Source organism: Saccharothrix lopnurensis, from assembly GCF_042658445.1.
GTDB classification, from domain to species: Bacteria; Actinomycetota; Actinomycetes; order Mycobacteriales; family Pseudonocardiaceae; genus Actinosynnema; species Actinosynnema lopnurensis.
The window spans coordinates 22665-39103 of the sequence record NZ_JBHSQO010000022.1; the positions used below are offsets into that span (position 1 = coordinate 22665).

A 16439-nucleotide genomic window follows, 5' to 3' on the forward strand; every position below is an offset into this window, starting at 1 on the left:
GGCCCGCCGTCAGCCGACCTCGCGCGCCTCCACCAGCACCCGCTGCGAGTGCGCCACGAACGGGCCGTGGCGTTCCACGAAGCGGTGCAGCTCCACCAGCCGGTCCCGGTAGGCGGCCACGGTGAAGTCGGGGACGATCCAGATCACCTTGTGCAGGAAGTGGACCACGGCCCCGACGTCGTGGAACTCCATCCGCAGCGCCTCCTGCCGCAGGTCGACCACCTCCAGGCCGGCGGCCTCGGCCCCGGCCGCGATCGACGGGGCACTCCGGCCCGGGTCGACGGGCCGGGGACCCATCATGAAGTCGGTCAGCTCGCGCACCGAGCCCGCGCCGACGTGCTGGGCCAGGTAGGTCCCGCCGGGGCGCAGGACGCGGCGCACCTCGTCCCAGCGGGTCGTCACCGGGTGGCGGCTGACCACCAGGTCGAAGTGGTCGGTCGGGAACGGCAGGTCGTCGTGGTCCCCGACGTGGACGACGGTCGCGCCGACCCCCGCCAGGGTGCGCCGGGCGATCGCCAGGTTCGGCGCCCACGACTCCGTGGCCGCCAGCACCGGCGGGGCGACCGGGATCGAGGCCAGCACCTCGCCCCCGCCGGTCTGGACGTCGAGCGCCGCGCGGGCTGCCGCCATCCGCCCGGCCATCAGCGTCGAGTAGCCCCAGGAGGGGCGCTGCTCGGTGGCGCGGCCGTCGAACCAGGAGAAGTCCCAGCCCTCGGTCGGGACGGCCGCGCCCTCGGTCACCAGGTCTTCGAACGTGGGCACGGGGTCGAGGGTGGCAGGCGGACCCGGTGGCCGCACCCGATTTCACCCCGGCGAACCGCCTCGGCCCGGTGGGGCGGCGGTCGGCAGCGGGGGGAGCGCGGTCCCGGTCGCCGGCGCGGGGTCCGGCGCGCATGGTTGGGCGCCGGTCGGGCGGCCGTCACCCGACCCTGCTGTTACCCGACCCTGCTGCCACCCGACCCTGCCGTCACCCCGGACCTGCCGCGCGCGGCCCGAAGCGCAGCCGCAGGCCGGTCAGCGCGACGCTGACCAGCGGCCGGGCCGGGAGCCAGTTCAGCGGGCCCGCCGGGTTCACCTGCCAGGCCGCGCGCAGCGGCGCCACGCGGGCGGTGGCGCGCAGCGGGGTGCGGGCCAGGGCCGCGCCCAGGACCTGCCAGGTCGAGGTCCCCAGCGGCAGCCGAAGGCCCCGGCGCGCGGTGGCGACGGCCAGGCTCGCGATCGGCCCCCGGTCGTCGTGGGCGGAGGTGGGGGAGTCGAACGTCGCCGCTTCCTTGGGGATGCCCCACAGCTCGCGACCGCCCTCCCGCGACACCGGGCTGTCGACCCAGATCTGGGTGACGGACACACCGATCCGCCACCCGCGGCGCACCAGCACCGCCACCGCCAGCTCGTGGTAGACCAGGCCGGGCGGCCGGTAGTCCACGAACGCGGTGCCCACCACGGCGCGGCCCCGCACGGTGACCGGGCGGACCGGCGAGGGCGGCAGCCTGGCCACGTCGACCAACCACAGCGACGCCTGCGCCTCGCCGTGCAGCACCCACGGTTCCGGTGGATAGGTCACGGGACCATTCTGCGCCGATCAGGGCCGCCGCGTCGTGGTCCCGCCCAGACCCCGGCGCGGGCGGCTCGGCGGCGGGGCCTCCTCGGGCGGGTTCACCGCGGTGTAGGCGGCCAGCCAGCCGGTCGCCCGGTAGTCGCCCCGCCGGGTGAACACCGCGACCCCCGTGACCCCCGCCCCCGGGTCCGCCCCGTCCTCCGGCTCCGGGTAGGCGACGGTCGACGCGGACGTGGTCGGCTCGGTGCGCGCCCGGCCGCGCCAGGCCACCACCGCCGCCCCGGTGCCACCGGTCGCGACGGCCCCCGACGCGTGTGCGGTCAGCTCGTAGTTCGTGGTGCGCTCGCGCAGCAGCGCGGTGTACCCGGCGTGGTCCAGCACGCACCCCGCCGGCGACCGGCCCGGCGGCCAGTCCGGCGACCGCACGCCCCGCGCCACCGCCGAGCGCCACAGGTCCGGCACGTGCGTCCTCAGGTGGGGGCGGGTCGCCATCTCCTCGCACATCCACAGCAGCCGACCCGAGCCGCGCGCCGGGACCAGCGAGCGCCAGCGCACCCGGTGGTCCAGGTCGGCCGCCACCACGGCGATCCACGGGTGCACCGAGCCCAGCGCGCCCTGCGCGGCCAGCCACGCCAGGAACCGGGGCGCCTGCTCGTACACCTGGTGCAGGGTGGTCAGCGGGATGCCGCCCGCGACCCGGCGGCCCGGCCTGCCGGCGTCGAACAGGTGCGGCGAGCGGGCCGCCAGCAGCAGCGCCGCCCAGGCCAGGTCGCCCGGCGCGGTCGACGCCTGGGAACCCAGGCCCTTGACCGACGTGGTGCTGGTGATCCGCGAGGTCCGGCCGCCCGCCTTGATCACCGTGGCCACGGCGGGCCGCACCGGCTCGGGCACCGGGATGCCCGCCAGGTCGGGCACCGCCACCGACAGCACCAGGCTCAGCGCGGTCTCGGCCTCGTCGGGGTCCCGCGGCACGGGCAGCAGGCCGAGCGTGCGGCGCAGGCGGTGGCCGGTGCGGGTGGACACCATCATCCGCGCGGTCAGCCTGCCCAGCTCGGTGATCGACAGCCGGTCGTCCACCAGGGCCAGGTGCCCCTCGTCGACCAGGAACGACACCGCCTCCTGCACCGGTTCCAGGTCGTCGTCGCCCTGCGCGTGGGCCAGGGTCTCCACCCACCACGCCTGCGCGTCGTCCGTCGTCTGGATCCGGCCCTGGAGCACCTCGGCCAGCACGTGGTCGGGCAGCGACTCGCGGATTCGGGAGTACACCGAGTAGCCCGCCACCAGCCGGGTCTGCCACCCGGCGCGCTGCGTCTCGTCGACGACCAGGTAGGACCAGCCCTCGGTCTCGCCCGCGCCGATCCGCCCGGCCCGGCCGAACATTTGGAGCACCGTGGAGGTGTCCATCGGCTCGCCGCCGATCGACACGTCCCGCACGACGACCGCCCGCGCGGGCAGGTTCACGCCCGCCGCCACGGTGGAGGTGGCCACCAGCACGTCCGCCTCGCGCCCGCGGAAGGCGCGCTCGGCGGCGTGCTTGTGCTCGTAGTCCGCGTAGTGCAGCCGCACGCCGACGTCCGCGCACACCCTCGTCAGGCCGTCCACGTCGTCGGCGGCGACGGTGTGCACGGGCGCGCCGCGGTCGGCCGCGATCGCCATCGCGGTGGACCGGACGTTGCGCTTGGAGCCGCAGAACACCAGCACGCTGCCGCCCTCGGCGGTGTGCCGGTGGGTCAGGTCGATCACCACCTGCTCGCGCTGCCGGTTGCTCGCGGCGAACCCGGAGGCGGCCGGGATCGTCGGCAGCTGCCAGGTGACCCGCGAGGGCCGCCAGGTGGTGGCGACCAGCTCCGCCTCCAGCCACTCGGCGACCTCGGCGGCGTTGGACACGGTCGCCGACAGGCCGACGATGCGCACCGGCGAGTCCGCGCCGCGCACCCGCGCCAGCAGGGCCTCCAGCAGCGCGCCCCGACCCGGGCTGCCCAGCAGGTGGATCTCGTCCACGACCAGGCAGCCGACCTCGCCCAGCGCCGCCTGGAGCGAGGCGGCCCGGCAGATCGCCTCGAACTTCTCGGTGGTGGCCACCCACAGGTCGGCGGCCTTGACCGCCTCCACGTCCACCGCGTACTCGCCGGACAGCCGCTCCACGCGCAGGCCGTGCGCGCGCCACGTCTCCAGCTCCCGGTCCAGCTCGTCGGTCAGCGAGCGCTGCGGCACCAGCCAGGCGGCCTTGCGGCCCTCCTCCAGGATGGCCTTGAGCACGGCCATCATGCCCATCGCGGTCTTGCCCGCGCCGGTCGGCGCGGTGATCAGCACGTGGGAGTCGCCGTCCACCAGGTGGGGCGCGGCCTGGGTCTGCGCGGGGTTGAGCACCGGGAACGGCAGGAACCGCGCCCAGTCGGCGGGCACGAACCGCTCCACCGGCACGGGCGCGGGCACCTCGCCGGGCGGTTCGTGCAGGTCCCACAGCACCTCGAACGCCAGCCGCGCGGCCCGCGCGGCCTCGCCGGAGACCGGTTCGCACCGCTCCGGCACCACCCCGCCGACCTCGGACAGCCAGGCCGACGCCGCGTCGGCCGTCACGTCCTCCTGCTCCAGCCAGTGGCGGACCGGCCGGTACGGCACCCCGGCCCGGTCGAGGCGGGCGCGCAGGTCGTCGAACTCGGGCCGGTCGGGCAGGACCACGCGGGCGTCCACGCCGGGCGGGACGTCGGGGACGTCCAGGGCCGGGTCGACGGTCTTGCGCCACCAGACCGGGCGGGACCCGACGGCGGGCGGGAGCGTCGGGAGGTCCGCCTCGCGGGTGGTGGGCGCGGCCTCGGAGCCGTTGAGGATCGACCGGATGCGCGCCGCCATGGCGACGGTGGAGACGCGGCGGCCGGTGCGGACCGGCTCGGGGGCCGGGCCGAGGACCGGGCCGAGGGGTGGTTCCGGGGCCGGTTCGGGGTGGGTGTCGGGGTGGGTGTCGAGGGGCGGCCGGGGATGAGGCTCGGGGTGCGGCTCGGGGTGCGTCCGGGTGTCGGCCGGTGTCGGGGCGGGGGCCGACCTGCGGGCACGCCGCTTCCCGGCGGTGGGACCGGGTTCCGGCTCCGCGCGCCCGGTGGTCGGCGGTCGGGTGGCCGTGGGCTGGGCTGCTGCGGGCTGCGTGGTCGGCGGCTGGGCTGCTGCGGGCTGGGCTGCTGCGGGCTGGGCTGCTGCGGGCTGGGCGGTCGCGGGCTGGGCGGTCGCGGGCTGGGCGGTCGCGGGCTGGGCGGTCGTGGGTCGCGTGGTCGTGGGTCGCGTCGCCGGTTCCGGGGTCGGCGGGGTGCGCTGGGTCAGGGCCGCCAGCTGGGCGTCCTCGGCCATCCGCCGCGACACCGCCTCCGGGCGCAGCTCACCCAGCACCGACCGCTGGGACAGCTTCAGCTCCCGCAGCGTGAACGTCGCCGGGCACGTCGGGCACGCCACCGCGGCCTGGAGCTGGTGCTTGCCCCGGTGCGGGTGCGCCCGGTACAGCCCGTGCAACTCGCCGGAGCACCTCGGGCACGGCGGGTCGAGGGGCACCGGCGACAGCTGCCACCCGGGCTCGGCGTAGCGCGCGATCGCGGGCTCCGGCCGGACACCCCACCGGGCGGCCACGACCCCGACGACCGACGTGTCCACCACGGGCGACCCGTGCTCCACTCACCGCCTCCGTCCCGACCCGGCGGGCCGACAAGCGATGCTATGCCGATCCCGACCACGCACGCCGCCTGCCCGCACCGCCGACCCGCTCACCGGCCGACACCCGCGCGACCGACCCGTGCCACCACGCCGCGCGACCGACCTCAGCGGCCCGCCACCAGCAACGGCACCTCCTGCTCGACGGCGGTCAGCGAGCCGTGGTGCCCGGTGAACCCCGCCTGGAACCGCTCGGCCTCCGAGCGCACCAGCACCAGCGAGTCCCGCGCCGCCACGACCAGGTCACCGATGCGCGGCAGCACGTGCCCGGCCACCCGGGGCCCGAACCAGCCCGCCGCGACCGCCTCCGCCCGCGATACCAGCCACACCCTCTCACCCAGCACCGACAACCAGCGTTCCCGCACGTCATCGGGGGTGTCGGTGTACACGTGCCGCACCCGCGCCTCACCGGCGACCGCCCGCACGCCCTCCCGCAGCCCACCGACCGTGTCGAGGTCGACCCGCTCACCGGCGGTGACCATGCCGTGGTCCGCCGTCACCACCAGCGCCCCGCCCTCCGGCAGCCCGGCGGCGATCGCCTCGGCCACCCGGTCCACGAACCGCAGCTGCCATCGCCACGGCTCGCTGCTCGGCCCGTACACGTGCCCGAGGGCGTCCAGGTCCCCGTGGTAGGCGTAGCACAGCACCCGGTCCGCCGACCGCAGCGCCCGACCGACCCGGCTGACCAGGTCGCCGAACCCCAGCACCGCCTCGAACCGCCCGCCGCGCAGCGCCGCCCGCGTCAGGCCGCTGCCCTCGTGCTCCCGCGGCAGCACCAGGCGCACCGCCACCCCCGCCCCGGCCGCCGCCTCGAAGGCCGTCCGCCGGAGCTGCACCGACTCGGGGACCAGCGACTCCCGCAGGTCCACGTGCCCGGCCGCGTCGTACCGGCTCCACCGCAGCGCGTTGAGCAGCTCGCCGCCCTCCGCGAAGGAGAAGCCGACCAGGCCATGCTCACCGGTCGGCGCCCCGGTGCCCAGCGCCGCGAGGCTGCTGGCGGTGGTGGCCGGGAAACCGGCCGTGATCGCCCGCCCGGCCAGGGACGACAGGAACGGCGCGTCCTCCCCGTGCTCCCGCAGCAGCCGCCACCCCAGGCCGTCCACCAGCAGCACGCACACCCGGGCCGGCCCGGAGACGCCCAGCACGTCCACCGCGCCCGGCACCCCCAGCCCGGCCAGCAGCGACGGCACCACGTCGGACAGCGAGCCCTCCCCGTACCGGGGCACCAGGAGATCCACCCCGCCGACCTTAGGGCGCGCGGCGGGTGACCGCCCCCCACCGGCGACAGGTTCCCGGGCCCGGCCCGGTGAGTCGCCGGGTGGTGCCGGTCGGCCGCCCGTCTACTGTCTTGCGCGGGGACGGTCACGGGGACAGTCACGAGGAGGCTTGAGTGGTTGACGGAACTGGGCAGGCGGACCGCCTGACCGGGTTGTTGCGCGAGAACACCGACGAGCTGGTCCGGCGTTGGGTCGCGTCCGTGGCGGAGACGGTGCGCGGGCGGGCGACCGCCGCCGAGCTGGAGCGCGACTTCCGGGAGTTCCTCGCCGTGCTCTCGCCGGTGGTCGGCGGCGCGGACGCGCGCGACGCGCGCGACGCGAGGTACGCCGAGGTGCGGTCGCTGCTGGAGGAGATGTCCCGCAACCGGGCCCGCAGCGGCTACAGCCCGTCGGAGACCGCGTCCAGCGTCTTCGCGCTCAAGCGGGTGGTGTTCGAGCTGGCCGGGAACGACGAGGACCCGGCGCTGTTCCGGCAGCTCATGGACTTCTCCTCGCTGCTGGACGCGTTCGGCCTGTTCACCTTCGAGACCTACACGCGGGCTCGCGAGGAGATCATCAAGGAGCAGTCCGAGCAGCTGCTGGAGCTGACCACGCCGGTGGTCAAGCTGTGGGAGGGCGTGCTGGCGGTGCCGCTGGTCGGCACCCTGGACTCGGCGCGCACCCAGGTGGTGATGGAGAAGCTGCTGGAGACGCTGGTCGAGACCGGCTCGGAGTACGCCATCATCGACATCACCGGCGTCTTCGCGGTGGACACGCAGGTCGCCCAGCACCTGCTCAAGACGGTGGTGGCGGCCCGCCTGATGGGCGCGGACTGCATCGTCTCGGGCATCCGGCCGCAGATCGCGCAGACGATCGTGGAGCTGGGCATCGAGTTCGGCGACATCACCACCAAGGCATCGCTGGCCGACGCGCTGCGCCACGCGCTGCGCAAGGAGGGCACCGACATCGTGAGGGTGAGCCGCTGATGGAGCGGGTGCCGATCCTGGAGATCGAGGGCATCCTGCTGGTGTCGATCCAGATCGACCTGCACGACCAGAGCGTGCTGGCGCTCCAGGAGGACCTGGCCGAGCGGATCTCCGCCAGCGGCGCGCACGGCGTGGTGATCGACATCTCCGCGGTGGAGATCGTCGACTCCTTCATCGGGCGGATGTTCGCCACCATCGCCTCCCTGTCGCGGCTGTTCGACGCCGACACGGTGGTGGTCGGGATGCGGCCCGCGGTCGCGATCACGCTGGTCGAACTGGGTCTGACGCTCGGCGGGGTGCGCACCGCGCTGAACCTGGAGCGGGGCATGAGGATCCTGCGGGAGCTGGGCACGCGGCGCCGGGGACAGCTGTGACCACCCCCGGCGAGGCGCCGGAGGAACTGCCCATCGCCGGTGACGACGACGTGGTGCGGGTGCGGCAGCTCGTGCGCGGGTACGCCCAGCGCGTGAAGCTGTCCCTCGTGGACCAGACGAAACTGGTCACCGCCACCAGCGAGCTGGCGCGCAACACCCTCATCTACGGCGGTGGCGGCTTCGCCACCGTCGAGGTGGTCACCCAGGGCTCCCGCCAGGGCGTGCGGGCCTCGTTCCGCGACGAGGGGCCCGGGATCCCGGACCTGACGCTCGCCCTGGCCGACGGCTGGAGCAGCGGCAGCGGCCTCGGCCTGGGCCTGAGCGGCTCCCGGCGGCTGGTCGACGAGTTCGACCTGGACACCGGCGTCGGTCGCGGCACGACGGTGACGGTGGTGAAGTGGAAGAGGTGAGCACCTGCCTCCCGGTCACCGAGGACGTGGCGTGGCTGAACGTGGACGAGCCCGCCGAGGTGGGCCGGGTCCGCCGCGCCGCCACGAACCTCGCCGAGCGGCTGGCGTTCCCCGCCACCAGGGTGGCCGAGATCGGGCTCGCGGTCACCGAGATCGGCACCAACCTGCACAAGCACGCGGGCGGCGGCCAGGTGGTGGTGCGCTCGGTGCGCTCCACCGAGCACGCGGCGGTCGAGGTGCTGGCCCTCGACCGCGGCCCCGGCATCGCCGACGTGGGGCTGGCCATGACCGACGGCCAGTCCACCACCGGCACCCTGGGCCTCGGCCTGGGGGCGGTGTCCCGGTCGGCGGACCGGTTCGCCCTGTCCTCCGACCTCGGCCGGGGCACCGTGCTGGTGGCCCGGTTCCACCCCCGCCACGTCCCCCCGTTCGACGACGACGGCACCACCGCCGGCCTGACCAGGGCCATCGGCGGCGAGGAGCAGTGCGGCGACGCCTACGCCGTGCGCCGCTCGGCGAACCGGGTGACCCTGATGATGTGCGACGGCTCCGGGCACGGCCCGCTGGCCGCCTCGGCGTCGCGCGAGGCGGTCCGGATGTTCTGCGCCCTGCCGCCCGGTCCGCCGGAGGCGGCCGTGGCCCGGCTGCACGAGGCGCTGCGCGGCACCCGCGGCGGCGCGGTCGCGGTGGCCGACCTGGACCGGGAGGCCGGCGTGGTCCGGTTCGCCGGGCTGGGCAACATCGCCGCGGCCGTGGTCACCCGCGAGCGCAAGCACGGCATGGTGTCGGTGCCCGGCGTGGCGGGCTACCAGGCGCGCACCGTCCGCGCGTTCGACTACGCGCTGCCCCCCGGCGCGGCGGTCGTGCTGCACTCCGACGGCCTGACCGAGCGCTGGACGCCGGACGACGACCTGGTCACCCGGCCGCCGCTGGTCGTCGCGGCCGCGCTGATGCGGGACGCCGGCGTGCGGCGGGACGACGCGGGCGTGCTCGTGGCGGTGGCGCCGTGACGGGCCCCGGGACGGGGGCAGGGGCAGGCGGACGACCGGGGGACGAGGTGCTGTTGCGGGTCACGGTGCACCGCGAGGCCGACGTGTTCCCGCTGCGGCAGCACGGTCGTGACGCCGCGGCGGCGCTGGGGCTGGACGGGCAGAACCAGATCAGGGTGGCCACCTCGCTCAGCGACGTGGGCCGCGAGCTGGTGCGCCTGACCACCCCCACCACCCTGGTGTTCCTGCTGCGCCGCCCGCCCGCGCCCGCGCTGCTGATCCGGGTCGAGACCGGCGAGACCGGCGGACCGGGCTGGGACACCGCGCGCAGGCTCATGGACGAGGTGCTGGCCGAGGGCTGGGCGACGACCCTGGTCAAGGTGCTGCCCGTGGGCCACGAACCGCTGCGGGCCGAGGAGGTCGAGCGGCTGCGGGGACTGCTGAGCGTCCGGGACGCGGCCGACTCGCTCGACGAGCTGCGCTCCCAGAACCAGGACCTGGTGCAGACCCTGGAGGACCTGGAGGCCAAGCAGCGCGAGCTGGTGCGCCTCAACGAGGAGCTCGAGGACACCAACCAGGGCATCATCGCCCTGCACAAGGAGCTGTCCGACGAGCTGGAGCAGACCAACCAGGGCGTCGTGGCGCTGTACGCGGAGCTGGAGGAGAAGAGCACCCAGCTGCGCGAGGCGGCCGAGGCGCGCACCCGGTTCTGGTCCGGCATCAGCCACGAGCTGCGCTCGCCGGTCAACTCCGTGCTGGGCCTGGCCCGGCTGCTGGCCGACCCCGAGGGCGACCCGCTGACCGACGAGCAGCGCCAACAGGTCGGGTTGATCGAGGAGGCCGGTTCGACCCTGCTGGCCCTGATCAACGAGCTGCTGGACACCGCCAAGGCCGAGTCCGGCAGCCTGCGGCCCCGGCTCGCGCCGGTGGACCTGCCGCTGCTGCTGGCCCGGCTGCACGGCTCGGTGCAGCCGCTGGTCCGCTCCTCCGACGTGGAGCTGGTGGTGGACCACCCGCCGCCGATGCCGGAGCTGATCACCGACGAGGTCATGCTCGGGCGCATCCTGCGCAACCTGCTGTCCAACGCGCTGAAGTTCACCGAGCGCGGCCGCGTGCGGCTGGCCGTGCACCTGGACCCCGACACCGTGCGCTTCGTCGTCACCGACACCGGCATCGGCATCCCGGAGGCGGAGCAGAACCGCGTCTTCGAGGACTTCTACCAGGTCGCCGGCCCGCTCCAGATCGGCGCGAGCGGCACCGGCCTGGGCCTGCCCTACGCCCGGCGGCTGGCGGGCATCCTCGGCGGCGACCTCGCGCTGCGCAGCACGCCCGGCGAGGGCACCGAGGTCTCCGTGCGGCTGCCGCTGCGGCAGGCCGACGACTCCGCGGCCGTGCTCGCGCTGGTCGTGGTGCCCGAGGAGGCGGTGCGGACCCGGTTGGTGACCGCGCTGGAGGGGCTCGCCGAACGGGTCCTGGAGGTCTCCGACGGCCGCGGGGCGCTGGCCGCCGCCCGCCGCGAGCGGCCGGACCTGGTGGTGGTGTCCGTGGACGTGCCGCAGGTCAGCGGCACCGAGATCCTGTCGGTGCTGCGCGGCGCCGAGGAGTCGCGGTCGGTGCCGGTGGTGCTGGTGGGCCACGACGTGGACAGCGGCCTGGAGCGCACCGCCGCCGGCCACGCCGCGGCCGTGCTGCCGGTCGCGGCCATCACGCCCGCCCAGGTCCGCGACGCCGTCCGGGCCGCCCGCACCGCCGCCAGGCTCCCCACCCCTCCCACCGAGGCGGACCGATGACCCCACCCGTCGTGCCCGCCCGCATCCTCGTCGTGGACGACACGGTGGCCAGCCGGTACGTGCGGGTCAGCTGGCTGCGCCGCGGCGGGCACGAGGTGACCGAGGCGGTCACCGGCGGGCAGGGCCTGGACCTGCTCGCCGCGCAGGAGTTCGACCTGGTCGTGCTGGACGTGAACCTGCCGGACATGTCCGGGTTCGAGGTGGCCGAGCGGATCAAGGGCGACCCGCGCACCGCGGCCGTGCCCGTGGTGCACGTCTCGGCGGCGTTCCGCGAGGCCGAGGACCGGATCACCGGCCTCAACCGCGGCGCGGACGCCTACCTGACCGAACCGCTGGAGCCCGGTGAGCTGCTGGCCACGGTGGAGGCGGCGCTGCGCTACTACCGGGCCCGCGCGCTGGTCGAGCGCCTGGCCGACCGGCTGGCCAAGCTGACCACGACGACCCTGCGGATCAACGCCGCCGCCACGTTCGACGACCTGGTCGCCGCGGCGGCGGAGGGCACCGCGACGGTGCTGGGCGCCCCGGCCACCGCGCTGGTCACCAACCCCGAGGGCGAGCTGCTGATCGGCCGTGCCGAACCCGGCGCGCCGGCCGGGCTGCGCCGCGAGCCCGCGCGCCTGCTCGACGGCCTGCCACCCGACACCGGGACCCAACCGGACCCGCCGTGGGAGCCCGGCGTGCCCGCGACGGTCGTGGTGGCGCGCGGCAACCCCCGCCGCCCGCCGATCCGCGTCGCGGTCGCGCCGGGCGCGGTGGCCACCGACGAGGACCACAACCTGCTGCGGCAGCTGGCCCAGGCGACCGCGCTCACCGCCGAGGGCCTGCGCGCCTTCAGCGAGGAGCACGACCTCGCGCTGACGCTCCAGCGCAGCCTGCTGCCGCGCCGGCTGCCGTCGCTGCCCGCGCTGCCGATGGCGGCCCGCTACGCGCCCGCGTCCGCGCACGCCGAGATCGGCGGCGACTTCTACGAGGTCACCGAGCTGGACGACCGGCTGCTGATCGCCATCGGCGACGTCACCGGGCACTCGCTGCACGCCGCCACGATCATGGGCGAGGTGCGGCACGCGCTGCGGGCCTACGCGGTGGACGAGAGCGACCCGGCGCAGATCCTGCGGCGCCTCGACGCGATGCTGCACAAGTTCCACTCGACCCAGGGCCTGACCACGATGTGCCTGATCCTGGTCGACCCGGCCGAGGAGACCGCGGTGGTGGCCAACGCCGGCCACATCCCGCCGCTGCTCGCGGACGCCTCGGGCGCCCGCTACCTGGACGTCCGGGGCCCGCTGCTGGGCATCAGCCTGCCCCGGCCGCCCGCGTCGGAGGTGGTGCTGCCGGTCGGCGGCCTGGTGCTGCTGACCACGGACGGCCTGGTCGAGCACTCCGGGGCCGACCTGGACGAGGGCATGGAGCTGCTGCGGACCGCGGTGTCGCACGACGACGACATGGACGCGCTGTGCGACCGGCTGCTGGCCGACTTCGGGCGGAACAAGAAGGACGACATCGCCCTGCTGGCGTTCCGCCGCGAGCACCTGGCGCCGCGCGGGTGACCGGCCTGGGATGATGGCCGGCATGGCTCCACCACGGCCGCCGCGGGTGCTGCTCAGCTGCACGCCCGAGCTGGCGCGCTACCCCGGGGACCGCTCGTTCGCCGAGCTGGCCGAGGACGCCGTCCGGCGCGCGGGCGGGCAGCCCCTGCGCCTGGACGGGGCCTGGGACGCCCGCCCGGAGCCGCCGGAGGTGGACCTGGTGGTGGCGGTCCTCGGCTTCCGCTACGGGCCCACCTCCCGGGAGCACCCGCCGGTGTCGGTCGTCGAGGCCGACCTCGCCGAGGCCGAGCGGCGGGGCGTGCCCCGGCTGGTGGTGCTGCTGGGCGAGGAGGTGGTGGGCCCGGCCTGGCTGTTCGCGGACCCCGAGACCGGTTTCCTCCAGGGGCTGTTCCGCCGGTCCTGGGCCGGGAGGGCGGACGCGGTCGTGAGCGGGCCGGGGGCGCTGCACCGGGCGGTGCTCGACGGGGTGCGCGCGCGGGTCGACCGCCCGCCGGCCGCCGGTGCGCGGCGGCTGCGGCGTATCCCGGGACCCCGCGACCGGTTCGTGGACCGGCCGCGGCTGCTCGACGAGCTGGACGCCGGACGGGGCGTCCAGGTGCTGACGGGTGCGGCCGGCACGGGCAAGAGCTGGCTCGCCGCCGAGGTCGCGCACCGCAGGCGCGACGAGTACGACGTGGTGTGGTGGTTGTCCTGCTCGACCCCCGAGGTCTTCCCACCGGTGGTCGCGGAACTGGCCGCGGCCCTGGGGGTGGACCCGGCCGACGACGTCGTGGGGGCGCTGCGCGAGCACCTCCGACGGTCGGCGGTCAAGGCGCTGGTCGTGCTGGACGACCTGACCGACCCGAAGGCGCTGGACCTGGTCGAGGGCACGCGGTGCGACGTGCTGGTGACCTCCCGCCAGGACCTGCCGGGCGCCCACCGGACGCTGGCGGTGGGACCGTTCGACCGCGAGGAGTCCGTGCGACTGCTGCTGGGGGGGACGGGCTGGTCGCGCGACGAGGCGCACGACCTCGCGGGCGTCCTGCTCGACCACCCGCTGACCGTGGCCGTGGCCGCCCGCCACGCCCGCCACGCCGGGCTGTCCGCGCGCGGGTACCGGGACCGGCTGCGGGAGGTCGTCGCCCCGACCCGCGGCTCGGCGGCCCTGCGGCTGGTGCTCGACGACGTGTTCGCGCGGGACGAGAAGGTGCACCGGTTGCTCACCACGGCGGCCCAGTTCGGCCCCGAGCCGGTGCCGTTCGCCCTGTTCGGCGAAGAACTCGGGGACCTGCCGGGCATCGCGGACGTGATCAGGTGGCTGGACTGGTTCGCCCCGGTCGAGGTGGAGGGGCAGCGCTTCACCCTGCACCCGTTGCTGGCCGAGGAGGTGCGCACTCGCGCCCGGTCGGCCGAGGAGCCGCCCGAGTTCTGGGTGGTGAGGGCGATGGACCTCCTGGCCGCTGCGGTGTCCGAGAACATGCCCTTCCAGGTCGTGACGGGCATCGCGACGCACATGCCGACGGTTCTCCGGCGGAGCCAGGAGGTGGCCACGTCGGCGGACAAGCCCGTGGAGCTGGTCCTGGGCATGACCAAGGTCGCGGAGAGCTTGAGAGCGCACACCCCCGCGCTCAAGGGCCTGGCCGAGGCGACGACGCTGGCGCGGGAGCACCACCACTCGCTGGAACGGGGCCGGTGGCAGTTGGTCCGGGACGAGGCACGGCGGTTCCGCGACCTCCACGGCGAGGACGACCCGAGGACGCTGTCCGCGACGAGGGACGCCGTCTCGGCACTGCGTGAACTCGGTCTGTTCGGGGAAGCGCTCGACCTGGCCCGGACCGCCCTGCCCGCGCACGAGCGCGCCTTCGGCCCGTCCGACGCCCACACCCTGGCCATCCTGAACTCCGTCGCGGCGCTGCACCGCGAGAGCGGTGACCTCGACGAGGCGCGGAGGGCCCAGGCGGAGGCCCTGAGCCGGGCGGTCGCGGCCCTGGGGGAGGAGCACGAGGAAACCCTCGCCGCGCGCGCCAACCTCGCCGGCCTGCTGCACGAACAGGGGCACTTCGCCGCCGCGCTCAGGCTCGACGAGGACGTCCTGCGCGCCACCGAACGCCTCCTGGGCACCTCCCACCCCCGCACGCTGGCGGCGAGGGCGGGCGTCGCCGCCGACCTGCTGGCGCTCGACCGCCCCGAGGAGGCCAGGGCGTTGAACGAGGACGTGCTCCGGCGCTCCCGGCGGGTGCTGGGCCCCGACCACCCGGACACCCTGGTGGCCGCCGGGAACCTGGCCGACAGCCTGGCCGCGCTGGGCGAGGACGAGGCCGCCCTCCGGCTCGACCAGGAGACCCACGAGCGGTACCGGCGGGTGCTGGGTCCGGACCACCCGGACACCCTGCTGTCGGCGAACAACCTGGCGGCCGGCCTGCGGGCGCTGGGCCGGTTCGCGGAGGCGGCCGAGATCGACCGGACCACCGCGGCGCGGCTGCGCGAGGTGCTGGGGCCGGACCACCCCGACGCGCGGCGGTCGGCCGACAACCTGGCCCTGGACCTCCGGTTGCTGGAGCAGGAGGGCGGCGACCGGGGGGAGCGGTCGTGACGACGGACCCGCGCGGGTGGCGCAGCGTCGGCAGGCCCCGCTTGCGCACCCGCTACACCCGGACCCCCGGCGGCCTGGGCGACGTGTTCGGCCTGTCGCACGAGGCGGCGATCGTGGCCTCGCGCGTGCGCGAGGTGTTCACCCCGCACCAGCCCATCCAGCCCGGCGAGATGCTGGCCGGGCGGCAGGACGAGGTGCGCAAGCTGGTCGAGGCGCTGAACACGCCCGGTCAGCACTCCCTGCTCTACGGCGACCGGGGCGTGGGCAAGAGCTCGCTGGCCAACGTGGTCATGCACACCGCCGCGCTGGCCACGACGTCCGGCTACTACACCAAGCGCTGCGACCACACCGACACGTTCGAGACGATCTTCCGGAAGCCGCTGGCGGACGCCGGGTTGGACGTGCGGCGCGTCGAGTACACCACCCAGGAGACGGACACCCGCAAGAAGGGCGTCACGGTGTTCGACGCCGGCGTGGAGTGGGAGCGCCAGTCGAACCTGGCGGCCACCTACCGCCCCGGCGCGGTGGTCGGGGCGGCCGACGCGGCGGCGCACCTGGCCCGGCTGCGCGGCTACATGCTGATCGACGAGCTGGACGTGGTGGCCGACCCGGTGGCCCGGCGGAAGGTCGCGGAGCTGATCAAGCACCTCAGCGACGCCGGGGCGGGGTTCAAGCTCATGCTGGTCGGCATCGCCGGCACCGCGGCCGACCTCACCGGGGCCCACCCGTCGGTCCAGCGGTCCCTGCGGGAGACCAGGCTGCACCGGATGCCGTCGGACGACCTGCGCCGGATCGTCCAGGCGGGCGGCCGGGCCCTCGGGCTGACCTTCGAGGACGGGGTGACCGCCGAGATCGCCCGGTTGAGCGCGGGCTACCCGCACTTCACCCACCTGCTCGCGCTCAAGTGCGCCGAGAACGCCATCAGCACCGAGCGGAGCACCGTGGGCCCGGACGTCCTGCCACTGGCCATGTCCACCGCGGTGGAGGACGCGGAGGGCACGTTGCGGCACGCCTACGCCGAGAGCACCCGCTCACCCAGCGGCGCCTACCGCGCGCTCCTGGTCGCCGCGGCCGCCCTCGACACCGACGAGTTCACCACCGCGCAGCTGAGGGCGGCCGTGGGCGATCCGTCCGCCGCCCTGCGGCGGCTGGCCTCGGACGACGGCCTGACCGTCCTGCGCCGCGTCACCCGCGGCGTCTACCGCTTCAGCGACCCGCGGATGCGCAGCTACATCCGCATCATCGACCCCGTCTGACCGGGACC

Annotated in this window: 12 protein-coding genes; 8 read left to right on the forward strand and 4 right to left on the reverse strand. The window is 75.7% G+C overall.

Features of this window, described 5'->3' with window-relative positions; genetic code table 11:
- Positions 1-9: 9 nt before the first annotated feature.
- From ACFP3R_RS21350 to ACFP3R_RS21365, 4 genes are all read right to left on the reverse strand, one after another.
- Positions 10-762, reverse strand: a complete 753-nt coding sequence (locus ACFP3R_RS21350) for a class I SAM-dependent methyltransferase (protein WP_380638125.1) — start codon at positions 760-762, stop codon at positions 10-12.
- A 205-nt stretch (positions 763-967) separates the two neighbouring features.
- Entirely contained in the window at positions 968-1561 is a 594-nt protein-coding gene (locus ACFP3R_RS21355; protein ID WP_380638126.1) for an acetoacetate decarboxylase family protein, read from the reverse strand.
- Between the two features lie 18 nt (positions 1562-1579).
- On the reverse strand, positions 1580-5215 hold the full coding sequence (locus tag ACFP3R_RS21360) for a DEAD/DEAH box helicase (protein ID WP_380638127.1): 3636 nt from the start codon (positions 5213-5215) through the stop codon (positions 1580-1582).
- A gap of 143 nt (positions 5216-5358) precedes the next feature.
- Positions 5359-6489, reverse strand: coding sequence for an alkaline phosphatase family protein (locus ACFP3R_RS21365; RefSeq protein WP_380638128.1), 1131 nt, complete (start codon positions 6487-6489; stop codon positions 5359-5361).
- Between the two features lie 152 nt (positions 6490-6641).
- Here ACFP3R_RS21365 and ACFP3R_RS21370 point away from each other — a divergent pair, with 152 nt between their 5' ends.
- The 8 genes from ACFP3R_RS21370 to ACFP3R_RS21405 are packed head-to-tail and all read left to right on the forward strand — an operon-like array spanning position 6642 to position 16431.
- Positions 6642-7493 (forward strand): STAS domain-containing protein, encoded by an 852-nt coding sequence (locus tag ACFP3R_RS21370; RefSeq protein WP_380638129.1) that lies wholly within the window; start codon positions 6642-6644, stop codon positions 7491-7493.
- A complete protein-coding gene (locus ACFP3R_RS21375; protein ID WP_380638130.1) occupies positions 7493-7867 on the forward strand; it encodes an STAS domain-containing protein in 375 nt (124 codons plus the stop codon). Before ACFP3R_RS21370 ends, ACFP3R_RS21375 begins: the two co-directional genes overlap by 1 nt.
- Complete coding sequence (locus ACFP3R_RS21380; protein WP_380638131.1) at positions 7864-8277, forward strand: ATP-binding protein; 414 nt, start codon at positions 7864-7866, stop codon at positions 8275-8277. Before ACFP3R_RS21375 ends, ACFP3R_RS21380 begins: the two co-directional genes overlap by 4 nt.
- The gene (locus ACFP3R_RS21385) at positions 8274-9287 is read left to right on the forward strand and encodes an ATP-binding protein (RefSeq protein WP_380638132.1); all 1014 of its coding nucleotides are present in this window, start codon (positions 8274-8276) and stop codon (positions 9285-9287) included. The genes ACFP3R_RS21380 and ACFP3R_RS21385 overlap by 4 nt, the downstream gene beginning before the upstream one ends.
- 47 nt (positions 9288-9334) lie before the next feature.
- Positions 9335-11056, forward strand: coding sequence for an ATP-binding response regulator (locus ACFP3R_RS21390; RefSeq protein WP_380638133.1), 1722 nt, complete (start codon positions 9335-9337; stop codon positions 11054-11056).
- Positions 11053-12603 (forward strand): SpoIIE family protein phosphatase, encoded by a 1551-nt coding sequence (locus tag ACFP3R_RS21395; protein WP_380638134.1) that lies wholly within the window; start codon positions 11053-11055, stop codon positions 12601-12603. The genes ACFP3R_RS21390 and ACFP3R_RS21395 overlap by 4 nt, the downstream gene beginning before the upstream one ends.
- 22 nt (positions 12604-12625) lie before the next feature.
- Positions 12626-15175: a tetratricopeptide repeat protein gene (locus ACFP3R_RS21400; protein WP_380638135.1), complete on the forward strand. Its 2550-nt coding sequence runs from the start codon at positions 12626-12628 to the stop codon at positions 15173-15175.
- Positions 15172-16431, forward strand: coding sequence for an ATP-binding protein (locus ACFP3R_RS21405; RefSeq protein ID WP_380638136.1), 1260 nt, complete (start codon positions 15172-15174; stop codon positions 16429-16431). The genes ACFP3R_RS21400 and ACFP3R_RS21405 overlap by 4 nt, the downstream gene beginning before the upstream one ends.
- Positions 16432-16439 lie beyond the last annotated feature (8 nt).

Coding starts and splice junctions, on each gene's coding strand:
- ACFP3R_RS21400 (WP_380638135.1), top strand. CDS start 12,626: ATGGCTCCACCACGGCCGCCGCGGGTGCTGCTCAGCTGCACGCCCGAG.
- ACFP3R_RS21395 (WP_380638134.1), top strand. CDS start 11,053: ATGACCCCACCCGTCGTGCCCGCCCGCATCCTCGTCGTGGACGACACG.
- ACFP3R_RS21375 (WP_380638130.1), top strand. CDS start 7,493: ATGGAGCGGGTGCCGATCCTGGAGATCGAGGGCATCCTGCTGGTGTCG.